Source organism: Pseudoalteromonas luteoviolacea DSM 6061, from assembly GCF_001625655.1.
Taxonomy (GTDB): Bacteria; Pseudomonadota; Gammaproteobacteria; order Enterobacterales; family Alteromonadaceae; genus Pseudoalteromonas; species Pseudoalteromonas luteoviolacea.
The window spans coordinates 13,726-39,213 of the sequence record NZ_AUYB01000100.1 but is presented as its reverse complement, the minus strand read 5'-3'; the positions used below and the strand labels follow the sequence as shown (position 1 = coordinate 39,213).

The window sequence follows — 25,488 nt, the reverse complement described above, 5'->3', positions numbered from 1 at the left end:
TTGATAACTATAGAAAAACGGCTCAAATGAGCCGTTTTTTGTATTTCAGGTTAGTTTGCAAAGCGTTTTTGCAAGTACGCAAATGTTGCTCTTAAACCCAATCCTTCACCACCAACTGGTCTGCCCGGCAAATGGCGAACGTTCCATGCCATAACATCAAAGTGCAACCAAGGCGTTGTTTGTGGCTCTACAAATTCTTTTAGGTAGAGTGCCGCAGTAATTGAGCCACCGAATGGCGTTGAACCACAGTTTGCAATATCAGCGATGTCACTTTTAAATAGCCCTTTATACTGATCAAATAAAGGTAATTGCCATACTGGATCTTGATGTTCTAGACCTTGTGCAATAATTTCATTCGCTATCTCCTGATCGGTACTATAGAAACCCGGAAGTTCAGTGCCTAAGGCGATACGACATGCGCCAGTTAAGGTTGCAAAGTCAATCAACAACTCAGGATCTTCATTTTGCGCTTCAGCCAGTGCATCACATAACACAAGACGCCCCTCCGCATCAGTATTGTCGATTTCAACTGTAATACCTTTACGCGTTTTTATAACATCACCCGGACGGAAAGCATTCTTGGAAACTGCGTTTTCAACTGCAGGTACTAACACTCGCAGTCGTACAGGAAGGTTCGCAGCCATAATCATATGAGCTAAACCAAGCACATGTGCGGCTCCACCCATATCCTTTTTCATATTGCGCATGCCTGATGCAGGTTTAAGGTCTAAACCACCAGAGTCAAAACATACTCCTTTGCCGACCAAAGTTAGTTTTGGAGCGTTTTCATCACCCCAAGTCAAGTCTAATAACCTAGGCTTGTTATCACTCGCTCTGCCCACCATATGAATAGTTGGGTAGTTATGCTCTAGTAACTCATCACCGATCAGCTGTTTAAACTCTCCACCAAACTGTTCTGTTAGCTCAATAAATGTTTCTGCAAGGTGTTGAGGCATCATATCCACTGCAGGCGTATTGACTAAATCTCTAACAAGATAAATACCTGTTACTGTGTCATTTACGCGTTTAAATTGAGCTTCGTCAGACAAAGCGAGTTTCGCTTGAATTGGTGCTGATTTTTTATAGGCACTATACTTGTACGCGCCCAATGAATAACTTACTGCAGCTCTTTCGATTAGGTCATTTGTACCTGCAATCTGATAAGTTCCTTTTGGTAGCTGTTTGGCTAAGTCTCCTGCAATCCATTGATCTTCTAGGGACTCTACGATACAAACTACACTTTCTAGCTCTCCACTATTCAAATCAGGGATCAGCAAAACATTTTGCCCTTCTTGTCGAGATGCCAACACGAATTGCTGTGTAGCGCTTGCGTATTCAGCTAGCCAACTCGTAAGTTGAGACTCTGTGGTGAAATGAATCGGAGTACCTTTATTTGAGTGAATGAGTAAAGTGCTCATACGTGCCTCTTATTGTAAGTTGTATTAATTTAAGGATACCAATTCGCGACGGACAATTCACCGTTATAAGGGTAAGTTTTTTCTATTATTATAGAAATCAGTCTAATAACTAGATGAGAGACAATGTATAAAGATGCCTTCTAAAATTCCGGAGTTTGAACACATTTATTCGCGCTCGCGTTAAGTCGAGCTTATTTTCTCTTTGCTTCTTTGTGATTGGAAAATGAACTAGGTAGTACGTCAACACCCAACTTATTTCCTAGCGCAATGATAATAGGTATCGTGATTGGTGCGAAAGGTAAGATCGCGAAGATCCCTAATCCGAGTCCTTTTAAAACATCAACAAATTGCTTATTCGCGACTTTAAGCTCTTCTTTGGATGCGTGGCCTTGTGTATATCTTTTATAAATGGCGAGCATTTCTTCTGTTTCTTGCTTCTCTTGCGCAAGTGCTCCTTTCAAAGCGATTAAAGAACGCTTTAATTTCAATTTTTGACGCTTTCTACCTATCCGTACAACGCGTATCGGCGCTTTATGCGCAACTTTTATTAACCTCATTGATACCCAAAGTTAGGTCCTTTTGTCTGATTCTAGCAAAGTTTGCTATAAAAATCGTGGGGATTTTTGGTCCAACTTAGCAGTTTACAATGTTAGACATTGGTCGTACAAACTAAATGCACATTCTGAGAGTTAAGACCAAAAACTCACGTTTATTTAAACTAATGCCCTAAATAAACAACAACTGTCCGGTATTCCATAAGCTAATAAAAACATTAGTAAATACAAACATTTTACAAAGGCCACAAATGTTTTTATTTCTAAAATTCGTTAAAAAATCGATATTGCACACGTAATTGCAACATGCTTCGTCCCCGTTTAGCAAACAAATATAACGCTATAAAAATCACTTATGAGTATAAAAAATTCGCAAAACCTGAGAAAAAGCAATTAAATCAACCAAAAAGTTGAACTTGGAAAATTCACTGCTACTTTTATAAATGTGTTAACTATTTGATTGATAGTATAGGCAAAATCCTTTTGCAATGTTATCTTGATGTTAACAGTGTTAAGCTGGTACACAGCAATAAAAAAAGTTAAAACTGGGGAAACAGGATGAAACTACAGAGATGCAAACTTAGAAGTGCGATTAAATTTGCAATTTCAACTACTGCCGCTATTACGACAATAGCGTCGTTCAATGCTCTGGCAGATGCCAGAGAAGATGGAGCACAAAAAGACATAGAAAAAATAGCCGTAGTCGGCTCAAGGGCTGCACCGCGCTCTGTTGGCGAGTCGCCAGTACCAATTGACATCATCGGTGGTGATGAATTGAGTAAAGCAGGCGGTGACGATATGCTGGAGTTACTAAAAGGCTCAGTACCGTCGCTCAATGTGCATGCTAACCCAATTAGTGATGCTGCAAGTTTAGTACGTCCAGCCAACCTCAGGGGCTTACCCGCTGATTCAACGCTAATCTTACTAAACGGTAAGCGCAGACACCGCTCATCTGTTATCGCATTTTTAGGTGGTGGTATTAATGACGGTGCACAAGGTCCTGATATTTCGGTAATACCGAGTATCGCCCTTAAGCAAGTGGAAGTACTTCGTGATGGTGCAGCTGCACAGTACGGTTCAGATGCAATTGCAGGGGTACTCAACTTCGTATTAAAAGATGCTTCAGAGGGCGGCAGCTTCTCTGTGAAACAAGGCGAATACTACGAGGGCGATGGCGATACTACGACTATTGAAGGTAATATAGGCCTACCATTCACAGATCAGGGCTTTGCTAACCTTAGCTTCCAATATAAAGAGGCTGACCCAACAAGCCGCAGTGTTCAAAGACCTGACGCACAACGCTTTATTGATGCAAACGTAGAGGGTGTAAGGAATCCTGCACAAATTTGGGGTGCTCCGGAGATCAAAGACGACATAACTCTATTTGGTAATGTCGGACTAGAGCTAAGTAATAGCTCCGAATTTTACATGTTTGGTAATTACTCTGAACGTGATGTTAAAGGCGGATTTTACTATCGTAACCCTCAAACTCGTCCACAAGTATATTCTAATGATGGCGGTGCCACTCTGCTCGTTGGAGATTTAGACGGCCTAGATAATGGTATAACCTGTCCAACCGTTAACTTACGCGACAGTGACGGAAATCAAATATACAACGTAGCGACTATCGCAGCTTATCAACAAATTGCTGCAGATACAGAGCTGGGCAGAAACTGTTTTGCATTTAATGAAATTTTGCCAGGTGGTTTTACACCTAACTTTGGCGGTAACATCACTGATACTTCATTGACCATTGGTACAAAGGGCGAATTTACGGACGGCTTTTTGGAAGGTGGTTTTTACGATTTGAGTGGCTCTGTTGGCCGAAATGAATCTCGCTACTTTATTACTAATACAGTAAACGCATCTTTGGGTGCCGAGACTCCAATGGAGTTTAGCCCAGGTAAATACATCCAATTAGAAAAGAACTTTAATTTTGATGTTTCTAAAGGCTTTGATTTTGGCTTAGCTTATGAAGTAAATGTTGCAACTGGTCTTGAGTGGCACGAAGAAACATTCGAAGTCATCGCTGGTGATGAAGCTTCATTCATCGCGGGTCCATTAACACAACAAGGCTTCGGTATTGGCTCTAACGGCTTTCCAGGATTCCAACCATCAGCAGCTGGCGAGTTTACCCGTAGAAACTACGCGGCCTATGTCGATATAGAAACACCATTTACTGATGATTTCTTAATGGGATGGGCGTTGCGTTTTGAGGACTATGACTCATTTGGTTCAACGACTAACTTCAAGATCATGGGTCAGTATCAATTAACAGATGACCTTTCTGTAAGGGGCTCTGTCAGTACAGGCTTCCGTGCTCCTACCGTTGGTCAAGCAAATGTAAGTAACGTTCAAACAAACTTAAGCAGTGGTGTTTTAGTAGATTCAGCGTTATTACCTCCAACAAACCCAGTTTCTGAAATTCTTGGTGGTACTGAGCTACAACCAGAAGAGTCTGAGAGTTACACTCTAGGTTTTGTTTATCAGACTGGCGACTTGTTCTTAACTATTGATTACTACAATATCCAAGTTGAAGATCGCTTAAGTCAATCAGATAAAATTAACCTAACTCCAGAGCAAAAAGAAGCTCTGAAAGCAGACGGCGTACCCAACGTTGATAGTATCGCGCAAGTATCATTCTTTACCAACGACTTTGATACAACAACGCAAGGTGTCGATGTAGTTGCTAACTATTCCATGGACTTACTAGGCGGTTTCGCAACCTTTAGTATGGCCTATAACTGGAATGAAACTACAGTTGACAAGTTCTCTGCGATAACAGGCGACTTTAAAGTTAAACGCCTTGAGAATGACTTACCACAGCACAGAGCAACCTATACATGGTCACAACAGTGGGAAGAGTTCTCTGGCTTTATTCGTTACAACTATTTTGGTGAATACCAAGGTGTACACGTTGACTATGACGCAACAGCGATCATGGCTGACCCAACATTTACGTTTGATGCTGAGTTGACTTATTACGCTACAGAAAACATTAGCTTAACGGTTGGTGCAAACAACATCTTTGATCAAGATGCAGAAGAAGTTATCGACTTCTACGAAGGTACCAACACAGAGAAAACAGCTAAAAACACTTGGGGTGGCGTTTACTACGAAACATCTCCATTTGGTATTAATGGCGGTTACTATTACGTCAAAGCAACATATACGTTCTAAACTTTATCTGTAACCCAGAAGCAAAAGAGGAATTAGCATTGGCTATTTCCTCTTTTTATTTTTATTATTTGTTTAAAAATAAAAAGCTTAAATCATATGTTACTTTTAGATCGCGCCACAGAATTGCTACTTGAAAACCGTCTCAGAGAGGCAGAGTTCATGTTTAAGCAAGTGCTGAAACAAAACCCTAAAAACGGAAAAGCATTATTTGGGCTTGGCAGGATCTGTATGCGCTTAGAGCAATACGATAATGCTATCTATTACCTAAAACGCGCATGTGAACACTTACCAAAAATGTTAGATCCGCTCTATGCCCTAGCGGATGCGTTTATTGCTGTCGGCTCTCCTGTAGATGCCAAGACCGTTTTGGAATACGCGTTGAGCGTAGCCAAACATAACGCGCAAATACATTACCATCTTGGGCAATTTTACTTAGATCATGGCTTTATTGATAACGCGACACAAGTATTTGAAAAAGGTCTAGAGTGCCCTCCGTCAGGCGTATCTGTTTTTATGATATTCGAATTAATGCAGCTTAAACCCCCCTCTCAAATCCCTGCACTAATTCAACGTTTGGAAGACTTCGAAAATAAATATGAACACCCCAAATTTCAAATTATAGCTTACCATGCCTTGGCAACAGGGTATCAAGCTCTTGGAGAAAACGAAAAAGCGTTTGAATTCTATGAAAAAGCCAACAGGCTACAGCTCGCACAATGTAAATTTAGAACTGCGGATATGCTGCCATTTTTCAATCGACTCTTAAATACATTTGACAGCGCTTTTTTCGATAAGCCAACAGACAAAGTTCAATCAACCTTTACACCTGTGTTTATCGTCGGATTGCCCAGAACGGGCTCTACATTACTTGAACAGATTCTTATACAACATAGTCAAGTCGGGACCATTGGCGAAAGTATCATTGTCAGTGATAAAATAGTTCCTTACCTTGAAATGAGAACAGAACGACCATTTCCAGAGTGCTCACTCGAAATGAGTACCTCTATGTTAGATTACTGCCGTAATGTCTATGTTGAAGAAATCAAAAAGCATCGAGTTCAAGAAGAAGTCGTTATCAACAAATTACCTGCAAATTTTCAAAATATCGGACTTATTTATAAGGTCTTTCCTCAGGCAAGAGTAATACATTTAACCAGAGAATTTATGGCTAACGCATGGTCGGTATATAGTAATCACTTCGCTGAAGATGAGCCCTACTTTTGCTCACTCAAAGAGTATCAGCAATATGCATCCATTGAAGAACAAGTGATGTCGCACTTTAAACCGCTTATGAAACGAAATATTTACTCAGTAACCTACGAAAAGCTAATTGAAGACCCACAGAGAACGGTACAAAAGTTACTCAACTTTTTATATCTCAAATATGAGCCAGAATGCATGGAGTTTTACAAAAGCAGAAGTAAGGTAGAAACCTTGAGTAAAACGCAAGTAAGGCAGCCATTACACCAGCGCTCATTGAGCCGCTGGAAAACCTTTGAAAGCTTTATTGAAAAATCATTAGACGATCAATAGGGGTTACTCTCCCCTATTTTCGGTATAATTCAAACCACTTCAGTAGATCTTTAAACTGGTCATCTTGTGCTCTAGGGTGAGTCAACATGTCTATATGGCCATAATTGTGCCCATGCCCATGCTTTTTTCCATATATGTTAAGTGTTTGAAGTCCTATCCCAGACTCTTTCATAAACATTTTAATGTCTATGGGCTGGGCAAGTGCCTTATCTTTGACGCCAGCGATATGTAATGTAGGCGGTAAAACTTGTGATTTTAATGCCTGAGCGTAATCAAACCCATCATCACTATCTACCCATGGCATTTTTTTGGCCCATTGAGCGCTTTGCCAATGAGACTTTACCGTTTCATTATCTGAGCCCCACTTAAGCTTCTTTGCCGGTAAGTAGCCATATTTTTTTGAATAGCGATGAGCCAACCAGTACCAAAGCAAGTTTGCTTTGATTAGCTTTTCTGGGTGATTGTTGTAAAGGCTTCGTTTAGAGCCAAAATATACGCATGCGTCTACATTGGGAACTTCTTCTGGAAAGCGCGCGAATACGCTATTCATAATAACCCCGCCCCAAGAGTGGGCCACCCAAAACTGCGGTTTTGAACCCGTATACTGCTCAATGAACGCCAGAGCCGCTGGCACATCCTCAAGAATAGATTCTGTTTGACCATATTCATGACCACTGTCAATGGCCGGTACGCTTCCACCCCTTCCCCTTAAATCCAATACGAAACACCTAAACCCATTAAGCGCCATAAATGGAGCTAAACCTTTATTGCTATGCGTATAAAATATTTTGCCATTTTCTATGGCTCCATGAAGAAATAGAACAACTGGGCCCGTCTTTTGCTCATGATATATATGACGCAGATGCAAACAAGCCCCACCAGATACGGGAACAGATAGAGATTTTTGTGTGATCATGATTGTTCGAATTTACTTTTTAACTCATCGTACCAGTTAACTTATCCTAAAGTAAACCTCATAGTTACATCATCCAATTTAGGGTATAATAGTCAGCAATTATTTTGCGCTACTTTTTACTATGCATCCTAGAAATAAACATTTATCTGGTTACAACTTTGATATTTTAGTCAAACACCTACCAGAGCTATCTAATTACCTTATCACTAAGCACGATGGCGAGAGTACTATAAACTTTGCTGACAAGTCAGCGGTCCTCTTACTCAATAAAGCGCTATTGTCTGCGTATTATGACATTAGGTTTTGGGATCTTCCTGAGCAGTTCTTGTGCCCACCTATACCTGGCAGAGCGGACTATATTCATGCATTGGCTGATCTTTTAGCGGATGATAATGGGGGTGTAATTCCTACTGGTAAATCAGTTCGGTGTCTTGATATTGGGACTGGTGCAAATCTAGTTTATCCAATACTTGGACAGTCAATCTACAAATGGCGATTTGTCGGCTCTGATATAAACGAAGTAGCAGTAAAGGTTGCGCAAAATATCTCTAAAGCCAACAAATTAAACGTTAAAGTAAAGCTCCAAAATAATGCCGACATGATATTTTCTGGCATAGTTGGCCCAACAGATTACTTTGATATCACCATGTGCAATCCCCCTTTCCATGCTAATGCTGAAGAAGCCCTTAAGGGGACGCAGCGTAAATGGAAAAACCTTGGATTAAATGAAAAAGCAGATGAGAAATTACTCAACTTTGGGGGCCATGCTCCTGAGCTTTGGTGTGATGGCGGTGAATTTGGTTTTGTTAAAAGTATGATTATACAAAGCGCACACTTTAAAGAGCAAGTAGGCTGGTTTACTTGCTTAATCTCTAAAAAAGATAACTTATCTCCTTTAACTAAATTACTGAAACAACAAAAAGTAAGTCGCTTTAAAACGGTGAAGATGCTACAGGGCAATAAACAAAGTCGCTTTTTAGCTTGGTGCTACTAAGCGCGATAATTAAAGTGGGCTGCTTTTTGAGTTTGCTCACTTAACTTTTGAAAAACGGACATCAAAACAGCTTCCCACGCCAAGCTCAGACTCTACGCTTATATTGCCGCTATTGTGTTTAGCCAATACTAGTGCAATCGTTAAACCAAGCCCTAAATTTTGACCGATTGGTTTTGTGGTGTAAAAAGGATCAAAGATACGAGTTAGCTTAGATGCTTCTATTCCATCACCTCGATCTTTTACAGTGATCTGTATGGCGTTTTGGCTTGAGGCTATTGTTAATTCAATATCACCTGTTTTTGTTCCAGATTCGACTGAATTAACATATAAAATTTCCAAAACTTGTAAAAGCTGCCCTCTACAACACCTTAAATGCCAGTCAGCCCCTTCAACTATTGAATAAGATACTTGCAGTGGCTGCTGTAAAGAAGCTACAAACTGCTCTACGACTTCCTTAATATTTAGTGAGGTACTCTCTTCACCTGATATACCATTGAAAATAGATAGTGCGTTCACAATCTTTGCAATCCTATTCATATCAATGTCAGTATCTTCAAGTATCTCTTTAATGTCAGCCAAATCTGGGGTTAACTCATCTATATTACGCTCCTTCATGCATTTACTGAACTTTTCAATGTAGTCGGCTAGTACATCAAAATTGCACTTCATAGCACCCAAAGGGTTGTTAATTTCATGAGCCACACCAGCAGCCAGCTGACCGATAGATGCCATTTTTTCCGATTGAAGTAAGGATTGTTGTTGAGCAATAATCTGCTGTTTAGCTTGAATTAGTTCAAGATTTGCCAGTTGTAATTCTGAAGTGCGCTCAACCACCCGCTCTTCCAAATTATCATTGAGATCTTTAAGTGCGTTTATTAATTCAGCCTGACGCTCTATATCTTGGTATGCTCGCAGTGCACTTGTCATAGCAATGTATAAACGCGACTTGGTCAAATCGACTTTATTTTTGTAATCATTTATATCGTATTTGAGCATAACTTCATGCTCTGGGATCGTACTTGGTTGGCCGGTCCGAAGAATGATACGCACCGTTTTGTTTTTCAGCACATGGCGTATTTCTCTAACACAATCTAAACCAGCCGTGTCTGTCTCCATAATCACATCGAGTAATATTACACTCACTCTTGTTTCTGATTGCATCATCTCTATGGCTTGAGCCTTAGAATAAGCATGGAGAAACTCCAAAGATCGGCCTTCATAAGTAAACCTAGACAACGCCATTGTAGTTACTTGATGTATTTCAGGCTCGTCATCAACGAGTAAAATTATCCATGGTTCTTTTTTTGGCGTGTTAAGTGGTTGACCCGATTCGCTAGCTAAAAATGAAAATGAAGAGTTAGACATGGCTACCAAGTATTAATATCGATAGCCTAAGCATGGTTAAAAAAACGCAGAATTACAACTTATTAAGTTCTGATTTATAGTGCTTTCTACACACAGAAACATACCTATCATTGCCACCAATCTCAACTTGGTTACCACCAGAGATAGCATTGCCATTCTCGTCTAATCGTAAAACATGGTTCGCTTTTCGGCCACAATGACAAACTGTTTTAAGCTCAATGAGTTTATCAGCCCATGCAAGAAGGTATTTTGCTCCATCGAAGAGTTCGCCCATAAAGTCAGTTCGCAAACCATAACAAAGTACTGGAATACCCAAGCTATCAACGACATCAGTTAGTTGAGAGACTTGCTGTTTACTCAAAAACTGGCTTTCATCAACCAAAATACAATCAAGTTTTTGTTCATTGTGATGCTTGCTAATCAACTCAAATACATCTGAAGTTGGCTCAAACGTATGTGCTTCTGCTTCTAAGCCGATTCTAGATGCCACCTTACCTACTCCAGAGCGATTATCTATCGCTGCGGTTAAAATAAAAGGAGTCATTCCTCTTTCTCGATAGTTAAAAGCTGACTGTAATAGAGTAGTAGACTTACCAGCATTCATTGCTGAATAGTAGAAGTAAAGTTGTGCCATGGTGAGCTCGCAGAGTATATCAGTGCGCGATAGTCTACATAAAGAAAGCGAGCATGACCACAATCAATACCTTGGAAGTTTATGATTAGCAGGGTTCTTTACATAATCCAAGTAATACTTGTGCAAGGGCAAACTTTCTAACTGATCCCACAAGGTTTGCGCCATCTCAGGGTTTTGTTCAGTAAACTCCTTTGACAGAGCCAAATACCCATAACTGATATCAACGGGTGGATAAACCGCTTGTAGTTTATCGCTATGAGGAAAACCTGCGACCTGTTCATCGTAAATTTTACACAACCCCAAAGAACCATCGACTAAACTTTTCAGCACCAGTTGATACGCATCTTCTTGCGAGTCGGTTAAAATCACACGATATAAATCTTGTTGTAACGTACTGAGCACGGCGTAACCTCGTGGTGCAGCCAAGCTCAAAGGATAATTTCTGTTAGCTATGTCTACAGCCAACCCTTGCTTTCCAACTAAGCAAGTTCCTAGCATACTAATCGCCAGCGATAAATTAATACTGCCATCTACATTCTTAGGAAACTGCAGAAACTTACTGCGCTCTGGGCGATATGAGGCTACGACCGCATCTACTTTGTTATTTTTAATGTCTTTTAAGCAGCGTTGCCAAGGCTTACGTACAAACACCATTCGCACAGTAGATATACGCTCTTCTAGGCTTTGAAGTATTTCTATTGTCGCCCCAGGGCGCTCTTTTGGTACATCAAACCCACTGCCCAAGAAAAATGGTGGGGCATTCTTATCTTCATAACATACAGTTATAAAGGTCGTCGCTGAAGCAAACGAAGAGAAAATGGCAAAAAAAACGACAGCAAGAAATTGCATACAACCCACGTTTAGTAATTAGAATTAGCATTTTGATATATAAACTTAAATGCCAAAGACTTATCTATACTATAGCGCACAGTTTTGGTCACGTCTCTTAGAGGTAGTGACTATTTCTTTGAATACATCTATTTGTTCATTTTCCGAAACACAAATGGAGCAAGAAAGAAGGGAAAAACACCGCATAATTGCTATACGGTGTTTTGAAGTGAATTAGCTCGCAATGGCAGCTTGGTAACGTTTTTCAACTTCTACCCAATTAATCACATTGTAAAAAGCGGCAATGTATTCTGGGCGTCTATTTTGATACTTCAAATAGTATGCATGCTCCCAAACGTCTAATCCTAAAATGGGTGTTTTGCCGTCCATCAGAGGACTGTCTTGGTTAAGTGAACTCGTAACTTCTAGTTTTCCATCAGCGGTAACTACAAGCCAAGCCCAACCACTGCCAAAACGGCTCACAGCTGCACCAGTAAACAACTCTTTAAACTGTTCAAAACTACCAAATGTGTCTGAGATAGCAGCTGACAATGAACCATCATGAAGATTGCCACCATCTGAAGACATAATTGTCCAGAAAAGGCTGTGGTTATGATGACCTCCCACATGATCTCTTACGGCACCTTTCAAGTTCTCAGGCAGGCTGTCAATATTTCTTAGAAGATCTTCAAGATCTCGATTCGCATGCTCAGTACCCTCTAATGCAGCATTTGCTTTACTTACGTATGTTTGATGATGCAACGTATGATGAATTTCCATTGTTCTCGTATCGATATGCGGCTCTAACGCATCATAAGCGTAAGGTAGCTGTGGCAATGTAAAAGCCATGATTTTTCCTCATTTACTTTAGTGGACTATATGTGGACGGTTGAATCCACCTTCCATCGCCATATTGACTTGTTCAATTAACTCAGGAAGATGGGGATGACAAGAAGCAAAATTAATCAACTCTTGTCGTGTTTTATGTAAGTGGTGGCAAGCAATCTCCACGATTTCTAATGAGGCGTTTTGGACCAAGTTCAGCATAACAGAATGTACTTCTATCAATTGCTCACACGCTCTTTCTGGATTTGACAGCGCTATGAAGCAATCCGCCAAATTATGAGCAGCTACCACAAGGGCAGGACAGCAATGCTCAATAGCAACTAACTGTTCATCACAAGTCTCACTATTGACGAACCTTTGTAGCAAATGGCCAGCTAGGTTTAACGCGCTCTGGTAACGATCTCTTGCAGAGTCGAATTCCCCATGTTGGAAAGCGTGATTCCCTGACTTGATTGCATACTGCCACGGTGCCAATGCATACTCCAAAGGAGTGTCAACAGAAGTATCTATTTGCTCAGTTAGGGCCATTACGCTCCCCTTAGATTGCTATACACCTCACAACTATAAACAAAACAAACACCTTAATGCAAATTGTTTTTATTTGCATTATTGGGATCATTTGCATTTATTCTTGTAAATATTTACCAGAACCTTTATAAAATTCGAGCAAAATTTAGCTAAAAGAATAAATAACAACGAAAATGAGAATAAGAATCAATTGATAAACCATTGATTTATAAGGAATTTATTGACAATAAAATCTCTTTATATAAAATAGCCACATCAGTCAGAGTTTGAGGAAAGACCTATGAAAGGTAAACAAAAGATCATTGATGCATTTAATGCGCTACTGGCAAACGAATTGGCAGCCATCGACCAATACTTCATTCATTCGCGTATGTATGAAGATTGGGGTTTAAATAAGTTATATGAGCGCTTAAACCATGAAATGGAAGAAGAGACGACTCATGCTGATTGGCTAATAAAACGCATTCTATTCTTGGAAGGCGTGCCAAATATGACCAAGCGCCGTGATTTATTAATTGGACATGACGTAAAGTCAATGATGGAAAATGACCTTAAACTAGAGTTAGAAGTAGTAGCTTGTGTAAAAGATGCCATCAAAGCATGTGAAGAAGAGCAAGATTACCAATCTCGAGCTGTTTTAGAAAAGCTCCTATTTGATACTGAAGAAGACCATGTTTACTGGCTAGAGCAACAAATCGGCCTAATCGACAAAGTCGGAATTCAAAATTACCTGCAATCACAATTAGTATAAGGAGCTAAGTCTATGAAAGGCGATAGAGAAGTCATTGTTGCGCTTAATAAAGTACTTGCTAATGAACTTGTAGGTATTAACCAATACTTTTTACATGCACGTATGTTCAAAGACTTTGGCTTTCCAAAGCTTGATAAAGCTGACTACAAAGTGTCAATTCAAAAAATGAAAAATGCTGATAGATTGATAGAACGTGTTTTGTTCTTAGAGGGATTGCCTAACTTGCAAGATCTAGGCAGGCTCAATATTGGAGAAAATGTTCCAGAGATGCTAAATGCCAATATGCAGTTTGAAGAAGCATCATTGGTAGATTTACAAAGTGCCATTGCATTGTGTGAAGAGAAGCAAGACTATATCAGTAGAGAAGCTTTGGACAACATCCAAAATGAGCAAGAAGAGCAAATCGATTGGCTAGAAACCCAATTACACCTACTAAAAGCAACAGGTACAGAAAACTATTTGCAGTCTCAGATGTAAATCTAGGCAAATAAAAAAGGGCCAGTAGGCCCTTTTTTATTTCTAGAATTCTTATGCGACTTGCTCTGTCACATCTACAATTTCAATCAGTTTTTCGTTCAGAATTTTCTTCGTGCAATTACAACATTTGCCACACTGCGTACCTACGCCAAGATCTTTACTAAGATCCCTCATAGATCTCGCACCATCATCGATAGCTTGTGCGATTTTATTGTCGGTAACTCCGTGACAAATACAAATATACATGAATGAAAACCAATCTCAATTACATCAACTGGAAGTAAGTTTAATCTAAACAAAAATAGTTATCAACAAGCATTAGCATAAAAATGAGAATAATTACTAATAACATTGATAGATAAGGAATTTTATTTTGAGTTAAACTCGCCAACTCTTCCTTTTTGTGCAATTAAACAACAGCTTCTTATGCCCCACCACCAAACAGCCTCTTCCAATTAGCAAGGCACGAGTACAATGCCTGAGATTCAATTGGTTTCGCAACAAAGTCATCCATACCAGCCTGCAAACACTTTTCTTTGTCCTCAGCAAATGCATTTGCTGTAATTGCAATGATATGAGGAGTGCCGTACTTATCAGATTGCTGACGAATAATACGCGTACACTCAAATCCATCCATATTAGGCATCTGACAATCCATTAAAATGACGTCGAACAATTGCTCTTGCATTGCTTTTAAAGCTTCTACGCCATCTTGAGCTTTTACAATGGTACAACTTGTTTTTGCAAGAAACTGAATGGCGACTATCTGATTGATGGGGTTATCTTCAACCAATAATACTTTCACCTTCTCTAGGTTCGGAATCTCTGCACTTGCCATTACTTGTTGTGGCGCCTTACCTACTTCTGCTGGTATCTCTACCATAAACTCGCTGCCAATATTTTCTGTAGATTGAAAACTCAACTGACCGTCCATTAGATTAATGAGGCGTTTGCATATTGTCAGTCCAAGACCTGTGCCGCCATATTTGCGTGTTGTAGAAAGATCAGCCTGGGTAAACTCATCGAACAAGTCTTTTTGCGCATTTTGGGCTATACCTATACCTGTATCTTTTACTAGCAGCTCCAGCAAACCTTGCTCATAGCTCACATCGAGTTTTATTGTTCCCTGCTCAGTGAATTTTCCTGCATTACTCAGAAGGTTATTAATAACTTGGCTTAACCTTAGGTCATCGAACACTAAAATTGATGGAACATTTTCAGCCATGCTGCAAACAAATTCGACCTCAGGTTTATTGAGGGACTTTTCAAATGCCGTTGATATTGATTTGACGAACTTTTGAACATCAGTGTCATGCTTCGATAATTCAAGTGCACCTGCTTCAATTTTTGAGTAGTCTAAAATATCATTTAAAATCAATAGTAATTTGTGAGCTGACTGATGGATAATATCCAATTGCACTTTTGAATCTGGGTCAGGCTCCCTACCAATCAACTCCTCAGACATACCAATTATCCCGTTTAGAGGCGTCCTGATCTCATGGCTCATATTTGCGAGAAACTGACTCTTTGCAGAACTCGCTTTGTTTGCACGCTCCAAAGCAATTATTAACTCTTCTGTTTTTTCACTAACTTCTTGCTCTAAATGCTCATTAAAGTCCTTGAGTTTGTGGTTAAGTTGCTCGTTTTCTTGATTAGCACTATTTAACTTTGCAAAGTTCATGGAGAGCTTAAACGCCAATTGAGAAAACTGCTGCTGCAAAGTAATAACTTCTAAACAACTTCCTTCGGAGGTATTGTTCACCTCAGACATTTTTGCTCCAGGGTCAAAAGAGTTGATGCTGTGACTCAAATCCACGATGGGTTTTGTAAATACTCTTGTCATACGATTCACTAAAAAACTGCTTATAGCGATGATAAATAGTGCTAGCACAAAAGACTGAATCCAAGCCGACGCCACAGCTAAATTAACATGCTTTCTTTCAATGAGGCTGATCACTCGCCAGTTGAAAATGTCCGATTCAACACTTTGACGATAGAACACATCTCGATTATTACTGATGTATATCTCATCTGTAGACTCAGTAAGCTCCGCGAGTTGGTCATTGGCAACGTTATCAAGTATGTTGAAGTCTGACTTAAGCGAACTAAAAACAATATTATTCTCGTGGTCCACAATCAGTAAGTGCCCTTTTTGCGCAAGTACCTTTGGAATAAACTGTTCAAAGGACTCGAAGAATAACGAGCTTTCAACAATACCCTGAAATATACCGTCCTCATACAGAGGTGCTGACACGGCAACTACTGGGTCATTGCCAAATCCTCTTCCCTGAAAAATACCTGATACATAGCCATTTGGATAATAAGGGGCTTGTATAAAATACTCTCTGTCAGCAACGGATGGCACTTCTCCTACCAAGCTGGTTTTTAACGCATCAGGATAGAAATGTGTCACAAAAGCACTTTGGTCCGCGACAATTGCAGTTCTGAAATTTGGGTAGGTATCCACCAAACGGTTAATAACTTGCTGTTTATCGACACCTGACTGAATATCTTGTGCCGCAATGTTAATAGCCCGACGGTAACTCTCTAAATAGTCATCAATTTGCTTCAATGCGCTCACAGAGGCGTCATGCAGCTGAGCTGTAACTTCAAATTCGATACGTTTATAGTGACTATTGGTAAGCACAATTGTCGTGATAAGTACCACTAAAATGATCAAGTGACTTATCATATAGTTGAGGATCTGATACAACGACTTTGCTTGCCACATTCTTTTAAATAAGAACAGTGAGGTAAGGTCAACAATTGCCAAATAAACAGCTGCATTTATCATGTATTTGGCAAGCGCTGTAAAAATTACAAGCAGTGTCAGGCCCAACACGAACTTGCCCATAATAAATAGGATGGGGATACCAAATAAGACCCAAAACCCAAGCCCTCTCATGAATAGTGGCTTATTGGCCCGTACACAAAATACCTGTAACCAAATAATTTCAATAAGAAAGACAACTGAAGGAAGGCAGTGCCCCCACCGATACAACAAAAATATTGCACCTACTCCAACAGCTAAGATGGCATATTGCCAACCCAGTGCAAGTAAACACAGGATGACAAACAGTTGCCCAAACAGGAACTCTGAGCTATCTAAAAACCAAATTGGTAACAGGTTGGCTACGCCACCCAACACGCCCAAAAAGAGCGCAACAACCAATTTTGGTAACTTTGTGATGTAATTTAGCAATACCAGCTCCTTTTATATTCTATTAAAAAATAAAGGAAAGCTGGTAATTTGCCAAGTTTAATGGTGGGGACAATTGTGACTTTCTATTTGTAAGACACACTTTTGTACAGAAAAAAGCTGTTTTAGTCTCGCTTCTACTTGATAACGACAAGCGTCATCATGCATTTCAACCGTGCAATGATGCTTCAATACTATATGCGCACCAACCATCAAAGTACTATCTGTGTTGGACACTGTAATATTGTGAACACTTTCCACATGTTCTGTTTCTATTATAGCCTGCTCTACTCGCTCAACAGCTGGTAAAGAAGTACCTTTATCGAGTAGCCCAACAATACAGGTTTTAATGACCTTTAAACCTGTAAATAACACAAAACATGAAATCAGCATACTCGACAATACATCGATAATATTCCAGCCAGTCAAGTGGATCAAAATACCTGCGATAAATGTAGAAATAGTTGAAAGCAAATCAAAGAATGAATGCAAGAAGACAGCATATACATTGATGCTATCTTTACGGCCTTTGTATAGCACCCATGCAGCCAAACCATGGAACAAAAAGCCTACACCTGACACTGTTGCCATCACAAAAGTGTTAACTTCGTGCACATGCCCTTGGCTATGAAGTTCAATTCGTTGCGTTGCTTCTAGTAAGATGATGATTGCGATTGAAAGATACAAAATACCATTAAGTAAACCGCCGGTGTATTCAGCTTTTTTGTATCCTTCATTGAAGTTTTTTGCCAGCTTTACAGCCACACTAGAAGCGATAAGGGCAATAAATAAAGAGCTATTGTGTACAAACAAGTGCCCAGCATCTGCCAATACAGCAAGAGAGTTAGCATAATGCGCTGCAACTACCTGTATCAACATAAATGTACATGTTAAGGCGAGCGCAATTAACAAGCGCTTGCGAGAAGCCTCATGAGTTGTAAGATCGGTCATTCGAAACTTGAGAAACCTTTGTAACTAGTAATTAGAGGGTGCTAATGATAAAAGACAGCAATTGTAACCCTATTTTCTATCAGACGCATCAAAAATCATAATATTTAGCAAATAAATAAGTAATTTATCTTGCTATTCGAACCTATGAATTACTCGCCAATTGTGCATCTGTTGTAAGTAAGCTTTCGGCCGAAAACAACCTTTGCTCAAAGTACCTCAGTTGCTCAAAGCTAAACATATACTGTGTATATCGCATTACTTCTATGGCAACTTCTTCGCTTCTAAAACAGTTGAAAGGTTGACCAGGGTAAAACTCTGATTCATCGTCAAATACTATCATACATCTCACACCACTCTTTGCGCCAATGCACTTGCTTAGATTTGCAATCCTAACTTTTGCAACATTGGCTGGATTCAAAAAGAAATTAGATGACCCCTCTTCGATTACATTCCACATTTCGCCTTGAATATCAGCTTCGATAATGCCAACTTGAGGGCAATATATAAGCGCAAAAACACCAAAAGGAGACAAAACTATAGCGTCTATATCCAACTCCTCAAGCAAGGGACTCATACTTCGATACAACACAATATATTTTTTGTTGTCCAATCTGCTTGTAAGTAGCTTGTACGTATTTATAAAAGAACGTTTTTGTCTTTTTGGATTGCTTGTGTTTCCTTTAAAGCGAAATTTGATCAGTTCAATAATTATATAGCCAGCAGCAATAACACTTAGCCACATTATAAAGCGATCAAAATGTCCCTTTTTTGTTTCTTCTACATCGAAGTCCACTGGCGAAGGTTTGTTAGAAGCTTGCTCCACGACGTTTTTTTCTGCGCTTTGTTGATTTTCAGTTGCAGACTCAGCAAAGCTAGACTCATCGATAGTGTCAGAAGGCTCTCTTTGCAGGCGCTGTATTTTTTGCGCTTGCTCTTGCTCTTTGCGAAGCATCACTTCAAACGCTTGTCGTTGGATAGCAACTTGTTCGGCGCATTTTACTGCGCTTGCGAAATCCTGAGCACCATGGTGACAAATCATCGGTTTTTGAAAATAAGCAAGCCACCGTTCACGCGTTTCTTGGTTCTTGTGCGAAGTGCCACCATAAACAACAGCAGGTTGATTTTTTGAGGAAAGGGGTTGTCGATTGGTATCTTTAGGCACTTTACAATACGTCTGAAGGCGTTCCAGTAGCCTTAGCAATCGGGCTTCCTCGCCTTCCTTCAACGTACTAATATGACGCAAAAACTCTAACTCTGCCGTAAAACGCGCGCACTGCCTTTGGTCAAGCTGTTCAGTGCTTGCAACCACACCACCTGAAAATACAATAAAAAACAAAATCCATCTGTTCATCTTCTCTAACCTAATTGTAAAACCAAGACAGACTTAAACCGTCACTTACCTTTTAAGCGTGCCAGACGACATTTATTTTATTGCAAGCATGTTTAGTGCCCACTCCTCCAAAAGTCCATCACTGCTTAATGTAACTAATTTTTCCCTGCTAGGCGCATACATATCTACAATTGTTGCACCTGCATTAAGCGTATCAATTTGCCACGTTCCTATTTCATTACCACTTTTCGTATCCCATATGGTTAAATGGGATTTAGAGGACGAGGTCGCTAAATAAGCACTTTGTTCAATAAATAAAGCTTTACGAAATACTTTGAACCGCGCCATATACTTAAGTTCGCTTTTATCCGCACCATCTAGCAAAGTCGCAATCACTTGATTGTCCAAAGCATCTGATACAAAAAACTCTGAAAAGTCGCGCCTGACAGCAAGGCTCGTCACACGATGGTTAAATTCTTTCGTAAACACAGGTTCTGGTGAGCCAAATTGCCAAAGCGCTAGTTTGCCATCTTGCGCAGCTGTCATTACCATTTCGCCTTTATCATCCCACTGTACATGCATCACAGGTCGAGTATGTGGCGCAAACTGATTATTAACTTGGGTATGTAAATTAGCCATGTTCACCGTGCCATCTGACATAGCAACAACTATTTTATCCATTGTGGGCGCCAATGCGACAGATGTAATATAGGCGTAGCCAGACACCCCATTGAAGCTCACTTTAGTGACAAACTTTTGTTTCGGTAATGACCAAAATTGTAATTCATTGTCCCCGACAACTATGAGCATTGAATTGTCTTGCGATATGACCACTTCCCTGACCAAGTCAGGCATTTTGTCTTTTGGAACAGTAAACTCTCTAACTCGATTACTGGTTTCCCAAACATGCAGAACGTTAGTACCATCAACCGTTACCAGTTTGCTCCCATCGGCAGAAAAATGCCCAATCAGTACACCGCTATTTCCCAACTGATCTAAGGTCCCCTTACTTAATGCAACGTCTTCATCACATCCAACTAGCAACAAGGTGGCAATAAATATAAACAGTCTGAACAGCATGGCTTTAGTCACTCTAATATACGTCGAGATTAAACGACTGGGGATAGTATAGTCATTTATACAATTGTACATCGTAATCTCGCAATTTGCTCGTGTTCAAATAAAGTCATAACACGATGGATGGACTTTTACAGCAAGGTTTAAGCCACTACTTAGGGTTTGCAGCTAACGTGTTGATATCCCAAAACTCAATAATACCATCGCTACTTAAAGTGGTCAGAATATTGTCTTTGTTAAAGTGCATATCCAATATCATGGCGGTTGAAGTGGCGGACTCAATTTCAAATGCGTCAATTTGTCGGCCATTTTTTGCATCCCAGAGTGTCCACCAATACTTGCTGGAACCAGTGGCCAGATATTGTCCACTAGGACTCAATGCCGCAGCCCTAAACCAACGGAATCGCTCTCGGTAATTTAATTTTATTGGCATACCTGTGTCTGAAAACGGCTTGAGCAAATATTGTTCGTTTAGTGCATCAGACACAAATAAGGTCTCATTTAAAGCACCACTTGCTGCACTTGTTACACGCTTTTCTAATGCGTAACTATATTTTGGAGTTAAGGAAGTAACATGAGACAACTTAATTTGTCCGTCATGTCCGGCGGACATTATTAATTGTCTATGCTCCCCCAAGTTTAAATGGCTAATTTTAGCATCGTGTAATTTTGCTTGCTTTGTCAGTTTATTCTCAAAATCAATGAGGTTTAATGTGCCATCAGTCATGCCTGCAAGTACCAACATCGGATTTGCATAGATCACGACCTGCGATATTTTGGCAAATTCTGAGTGGCCCGCTATCGAAAACTGACCTTTTAGCGCATTTTTTCTTAAATCCCATACGCTCAGCTTATTCTCAAAACTGACTGCGAGAAGGCTATTATCTTGTGAAAGGGACAAGTCACTTGCATTGAGCTGATCTACTTCAAACTGATTCATAATTTTAGCTGATGAAATGTCAGAAACCGTCACTTTTCCTCCATATAATAAGGCAGCAACAGTGGCGTCCTGAGATATTACCCCCAGATCGATCGGCGCTTCAGAAAGATGGTTATAGGCATTTTGTGGATCTTTCTTCGGTTCAGAGCATCCAAAAAGGAAAGTTACTAGCACTATAATCGACAATTTTCTATCGTTTTTACCAACGCTTTTCACCTTTGCTCCTTTCACGACAATATGATTCGATATTGATTAGATCAAAAAAACTTAAATTAGTTCATTAGTAACCCGTAACATGGCGAATTGCGCCAAAATAATTGCCCTTTCAATACAAAAGCCAACAAGACATACTACGCTAAAAGTACTATACTTAACATTGAGTAACTAGTAGTATATTTCAATTAGAAATCAGTGTGTTACCAAAATAAACACAATGTTATCTAATCAGCAAGTAGTAACGAGGTTGATATGTGTGCTGCCCCAAGAGCAAGGCAACCTTCAAGAGGAAAGCCTGTAGACTATCAAAGCGCCATGAATGAGACTTTAAGTGCCGAGAAACGCACTGTGTTTGCAAAAAAAGCCAATGCCGCTTACGAACGACGCCACCCAAATGAGGAAAATGAGATGCCGTTTAAGAAAAATAAGGAAGAGAGAAAAACCAAAGCTATTGTGCATAGAATCGAGCTTATTTTGTTACTCATTGTAATTGCCGCAATCGGTATTCGAGTATTATTTATGACAGATTAAAAGCCAACTGCCAGAATATTTAATTGAAAATACCCAACTACGATACCCTATATTGTAGCTGAAGTTTTCACAGCGCCAGTCGCGCGCTTTATTAGAAGTTCAAATCACCTCCAGCTAAACGTTTCCAAATTTAACACAAGAACCATCAATAATTTTCAATTCACACTTGCAAGCGAGCAACGTTATAGTATAACATAATTTCATATTGTTACTTTATAACATACCAAAAGCAGTTGTATTGTAAGGAAACGCGCAAACCCTGCTGAACATAACTCTTATAATTGAAAGTAAATATGAAACACACATATAAACTACTCTCTGTTGCTGTTGCAACGGCTCTACTTACAGCATGTGGTGACACAAAAACAACTATCGTGGAACATGAACCGGTAGTTGAAGAAGTAAAAAAAGATGAAGGTAAGGATCACGACCATGATCACGACCACGGTTCAGTTAGTGCATCAGGTCGCCTGCTAGTTACTTCACCAGATTCTAATTCAATACACATATTAGATGTTGAACATAAAGAAGTGGCAGAAGAGCTGACTTCTACCCATTTCCCGAAATATGTCTATACAACAGCAAGTAGCCGTTATGCAGTTCTTGTTCAATCTGACGACAGTCGTGTTGAGTTTGTAGACGGTGGAATCTGGGAAGAAGATCATGGTGATCATATGCACCCATATGAAGAAATACCTAAATTAAGCAGTGTATCTTTTGATAATGTAAAACCTGCCCATGTAACCAGTGGCGAACACAATACTGCGATCTTCTTTGATGGTGAAGCTGGGCAAACTAACGCGCAAGTAGCCGTTTTCTCAGAAGCATACTTAGGTGGTGATACATCAGCATTTGCTGAAATTGAGTACGACTCTTATATGCATGGCGCAGCTCAAGCAAGAGGTGAATACACATTAAGTACCATCCGCGAAGCTGACTCACACCCAGTGCTACCAAATAAAATTGGCCTTTTCCATAAGCATGATGACCACTTTGATCAAGAAAAAGTGTTTGAAGTAACCTGCCCTGTCTTGCACGGTAGCGCACAAAACCACGAACACGTTAGCTTTGCATGTGGTGACGGCGTAGTTGTTATTACAGAAGAAAATGGTGGGTTTACAGCCGCTAAAATTGCAAACCCAGAAAGCTTTGCTGAAGGCCAGCGCATTGGAACACTTAGAGGCCACGAAGGCAGCCATCAGTTCATTGGAATTGCAGGTACAGATCTTGTTGTTATTGACCCTGAACACAACGAAATTGAAAAAGTTGAGTGGACAATCACAGAAGGACATTCAATTGCAGGTGGCGATTTCAACTATGACGGTTCACACGCAGCAGTTTTAGACTCAGCGGGTGTACTTACTATTTTTGAACAGCATACTGAAAATGATGAGCATCACTGGGAAGTAGCACACACTGTAAAAGTGCATGAACACGAATTAGATGCGTTGCCTGAAGGTGCATCATTCAGACTTACTTTCTCTAAAGCTGAGAATATCGTTTTCGTAGTTGACTCAAGCGCAAAGCACGTATTGGGCTACGACCTTGAAAGTGCTGAATTAAAAGTAGAAATTGAACTAGATTTCACGCCAGACAGAGCTGTTTGGCTAGGTATTGAAAATGGAGGCGAGCACGCACACTAATACTCCCGAGTATCACGTGTATGTCTCTTGATTGTGAGCCAAAGTGCCTTTTTTAAGGCACTTTTTTCATTTAAAGAATTTATATTTTTAGGAAGAACGAAGCAATTTGTAAAATCGACTGACTACACCGTTTGTCCAACCAAACCCTTGCTGCACAATATACTCACCACCCTCGGCGACTTTATTTTTTTCAACGACATTGTATTTCTCTAGTAAACACCCAGTTTGGATAAAACTAGACTCTAGAGTATCGACCCACTTTTGCGCGACGGTGTGTGCGTCTTGATTAAAGCCATAGTTTAACAACCCTTTGACGCCAAACCACTGCAGCGGTGCCCAACCATTGGGACTATCCCATTGTTGATCCGTTTCACACAATGTTGTGACTAGTCCACCCGGCTTAAGGAAATCAGACATTAAACGCTCAGCCATCTCTTGTGCTCTGTCATTTTTCACAAACTCAAAAAACATAGGGGTGACTCCCGCCATAGACTCAATGCTACTTTGGCATTGCGCGCCATGGTCATAATCAAAATACCATTTAGCTTTTGGTTGCCACATGTAAGTATCAATAAGCTTGACACGGGCTTGTGCTTTCTTAATAAAATCTACCTGCTGTGCCTCAGCGCCAAGCGCTTTGTAGCAACGAGATAATTGGCGCTCCATAAAATAGAGTAAACAATTAAGATCTATCGGCACCATTTCTGTAGTTTTGATTGAGTTTAAATCTTTTGAGTTCTCAAGCCAGCGACTACTGAAATCCCATCCAGATTCACAAGCTGCTCGAATATTGCGATAAAAACGCTGTTTTTGTTCTTCTGAAAAGTTTTTAGCGTCCATTACATCTTCGCGATATGATTCTGGTCTTGGAGCAGCCTCATCATCCCAATAGCGATTTAGCACGCCGCCGCATGGCATTTTTACCACCCGACGATAACTATTGTGGCCTTTTTCCAATAGATCAGTACCAGACATCCAAAACTCGTATTCAGACATCAGAGCTTTGGTCACAATAGTGAGCCAAACTTTATCCGCACGTTTAGATTCCCATAAAAGGTCAACCATCAATGCGGTGACAGGTGGTTGGGAACGCGTTGCGTAATAACTTCTATTGCCATTAGGCACATGCCCCAGTTTATCAATTAAAAAGCAAAAATTTGCGAGCATATCTTGTACAAGATCTTCTCGTCCACAGTCCATCAACCCAAGTGCAGTAAAGTAACTATCCCAGTAATATATTTCATTGAAGCGTCCGCCCGGAACGATATAACTTTCAGGCAATGCCAGCAAAGAGCTGGCGTCTTGCGCTTCGCCTTCTCGTTGTAACCTGCTCCACAACACCTCGATATATTGTGAAACATTCCTAAGGTCTGGCAAGGCCTCAAGTTCCGGCTGTGCTCTGAACTTAAAGTGCTTTTTGACAAACGCTTTTAGATCTTCTGGCTTTTTATTGTCATACAAATCGCATACTTGCGGCCAAGAGTTAAGTGGAACAGCATCAGCAAAAGTTTTGCTATCGTTAAAAATACCACTCATTTGCACATCTTTAAAAAGATTGCTGTGCTCAAACTTCATAA

22 protein-coding genes are annotated in these 25,488 nt (G+C 40.1%); 7 read left to right on the top strand and 15 right to left on the bottom strand.

The genetic code is table 11. The annotated features are described in order from the left end of the window. Positions 1-50 precede the first annotated feature (50 nt). A complete protein-coding gene (locus N475_RS10265) occupies positions 51-1,418 on the bottom strand; it encodes a leucyl aminopeptidase family protein (protein WP_063365207.1) in 1,368 nt (455 codons plus the stop codon). A gap of 191 nt (positions 1,419-1,609) precedes the next feature. Then, on the bottom strand, positions 1,610-1,975 hold the full coding sequence (locus N475_RS10260) for a hypothetical protein (RefSeq protein WP_063356164.1): 366 nt from the start codon (positions 1,973-1,975) through the stop codon (positions 1,610-1,612). 555 nt (positions 1,976-2,530) lie between these two features. Here N475_RS10260 and N475_RS10255 point away from each other — a divergent pair. Next, entirely contained in the window at positions 2,531-5,152 is a 2,622-nt protein-coding gene (locus N475_RS10255; RefSeq protein WP_063356163.1) for a TonB-dependent receptor plug domain-containing protein, read from the top strand. A gap of 96 nt (positions 5,153-5,248) precedes the next feature. Next, positions 5,249-6,685: a tetratricopeptide repeat-containing sulfotransferase family protein gene (locus tag N475_RS10250; RefSeq protein WP_063356162.1), complete on the top strand. Its 1,437-nt coding sequence runs from the start codon at positions 5,249-5,251 to the stop codon at positions 6,683-6,685. Between the two features lie 13 nt (positions 6,686-6,698). Here N475_RS10250 and N475_RS10245 read toward each other — a convergent pair whose 3' ends face one another. Next, a complete protein-coding gene (locus N475_RS10245; protein WP_063365206.1) occupies positions 6,699-7,601 on the bottom strand; it encodes an alpha/beta fold hydrolase in 903 nt (300 codons plus the stop codon). Between the two features lie 121 nt (positions 7,602-7,722). Here N475_RS10245 and rlmF point away from each other — a divergent pair, with 121 nt between their 5' ends. After that, positions 7,723-8,595, top strand: coding sequence for a 23S rRNA (adenine(1618)-N(6))-methyltransferase RlmF (gene rlmF / locus N475_RS10240; protein ID WP_063356160.1), 873 nt, complete (start codon positions 7,723-7,725; stop codon positions 8,593-8,595). 36 nt (positions 8,596-8,631) lie between these two features. On the opposite strand, the gene N475_RS10235 is transcribed toward rlmF, so the two are convergent. From N475_RS10235 to N475_RS10215, 5 genes are all read right to left on the bottom strand, one after another. Continuing rightward, entirely contained in the window at positions 8,632-9,960 is a 1,329-nt protein-coding gene (locus tag N475_RS10235; protein WP_063365205.1) for an ATP-binding protein, read from the bottom strand. Between the two features lie 52 nt (positions 9,961-10,012). Further along, positions 10,013-10,594 carry a thymidine kinase gene (locus N475_RS10230; RefSeq protein ID WP_063356158.1) on the bottom strand — a complete coding sequence of 194 codons (582 nt, stop codon included), beginning with the start codon at positions 10,592-10,594 and terminating at the stop codon, positions 10,013-10,015. Positions 10,595-10,657: 63 nt separating this feature from the next. Then, positions 10,658-11,443, bottom strand: coding sequence for a substrate-binding periplasmic protein (locus N475_RS10225; protein WP_063365204.1), 786 nt, complete (start codon positions 11,441-11,443; stop codon positions 10,658-10,660). Between the two features lie 213 nt (positions 11,444-11,656). Further along, positions 11,657-12,271: a superoxide dismutase gene (locus N475_RS10220; protein WP_063356156.1), complete on the bottom strand. Its 615-nt coding sequence runs from the start codon at positions 12,269-12,271 to the stop codon at positions 11,657-11,659. 18 nt (positions 12,272-12,289) lie between these two features. Next, complete coding sequence (locus tag N475_RS10215; protein WP_063356155.1) at positions 12,290-12,796, bottom strand: DUF2753 family protein; 507 nt, start codon at positions 12,794-12,796, stop codon at positions 12,290-12,292. Positions 12,797-13,076: 280 nt separating this feature from the next. Here N475_RS10215 and bfr (N475_RS10210) point away from each other — a divergent pair, with 280 nt between their 5' ends. Beyond that, complete coding sequence (gene bfr / locus N475_RS10210) at positions 13,077-13,547, top strand: bacterioferritin (protein WP_063356154.1); 471 nt, start codon at positions 13,077-13,079, stop codon at positions 13,545-13,547. Positions 13,548-13,559: 12 nt separating this feature from the next. Beyond that, positions 13,560-14,024 carry a bacterioferritin gene (gene bfr / locus N475_RS10205; RefSeq protein ID WP_063365203.1) on the top strand — a complete coding sequence of 155 codons (465 nt, stop codon included), beginning with the start codon at positions 13,560-13,562 and terminating at the stop codon, positions 14,022-14,024. A gap of 51 nt (positions 14,025-14,075) precedes the next feature. Here bfr (N475_RS10205) and N475_RS10200 read toward each other — a convergent pair whose 3' ends face one another. The 6 genes from N475_RS10200 to N475_RS10175 form a co-directional block, all read right to left on the bottom strand. Continuing rightward, entirely contained in the window at positions 14,076-14,270 is a 195-nt protein-coding gene (locus tag N475_RS10200; protein ID WP_063356152.1) for a (2Fe-2S)-binding protein, read from the bottom strand. A gap of 178 nt (positions 14,271-14,448) precedes the next feature. Continuing rightward, positions 14,449-17,226 (bottom strand): response regulator, encoded by a 2,778-nt coding sequence (locus tag N475_RS10195; protein ID WP_155732565.1) that lies wholly within the window; start codon positions 17,224-17,226, stop codon positions 14,449-14,451. Between the two features lie 57 nt (positions 17,227-17,283). Then, on the bottom strand, positions 17,284-18,174 hold the full coding sequence (locus tag N475_RS10190; RefSeq protein ID WP_063356151.1) for a cation diffusion facilitator family transporter: 891 nt from the start codon (positions 18,172-18,174) through the stop codon (positions 17,284-17,286). A gap of 142 nt (positions 18,175-18,316) precedes the next feature. Further along, the gene (locus N475_RS10185) at positions 18,317-19,525 is read right to left on the bottom strand and encodes a hypothetical protein (RefSeq protein ID WP_063365202.1); all 1,209 of its coding nucleotides are present in this window, start codon (positions 19,523-19,525) and stop codon (positions 18,317-18,319) included. Between the two features lie 72 nt (positions 19,526-19,597). Further along, complete coding sequence (locus tag N475_RS10180) at positions 19,598-20,656, bottom strand: WD40 repeat domain-containing protein (RefSeq protein WP_227008501.1); 1,059 nt, start codon at positions 20,654-20,656, stop codon at positions 19,598-19,600. A gap of 76 nt (positions 20,657-20,732) precedes the next feature. Further along, on the bottom strand, positions 20,733-21,737 hold the full coding sequence (locus tag N475_RS10175) for a WD40 repeat domain-containing protein (protein ID WP_063365201.1): 1,005 nt from the start codon (positions 21,735-21,737) through the stop codon (positions 20,733-20,735). Between the two features lie 252 nt (positions 21,738-21,989). Between N475_RS10175 and N475_RS10170 the strand changes: the two genes are divergently transcribed. Both N475_RS10170 and N475_RS10165 read left to right on the top strand, forming a co-directional pair. Beyond that, positions 21,990-22,268, top strand: coding sequence for a hypothetical protein (locus N475_RS10170; RefSeq protein WP_063356147.1), 279 nt, complete (start codon positions 21,990-21,992; stop codon positions 22,266-22,268). Positions 22,269-22,561: 293 nt separating this feature from the next. Then, entirely contained in the window at positions 22,562-23,911 is a 1,350-nt protein-coding gene (locus N475_RS10165; protein WP_063365200.1) for a hypothetical protein, read from the top strand. A gap of 87 nt (positions 23,912-23,998) precedes the next feature. On the opposite strand, the gene N475_RS10160 is transcribed toward N475_RS10165, so the two are convergent. Then, positions 23,999-25,486, bottom strand: coding sequence for a trehalase family glycosidase (locus tag N475_RS10160; RefSeq protein WP_063365199.1), 1,488 nt, complete (start codon positions 25,484-25,486; stop codon positions 23,999-24,001). Positions 25,487-25,488 lie beyond the last annotated feature (2 nt).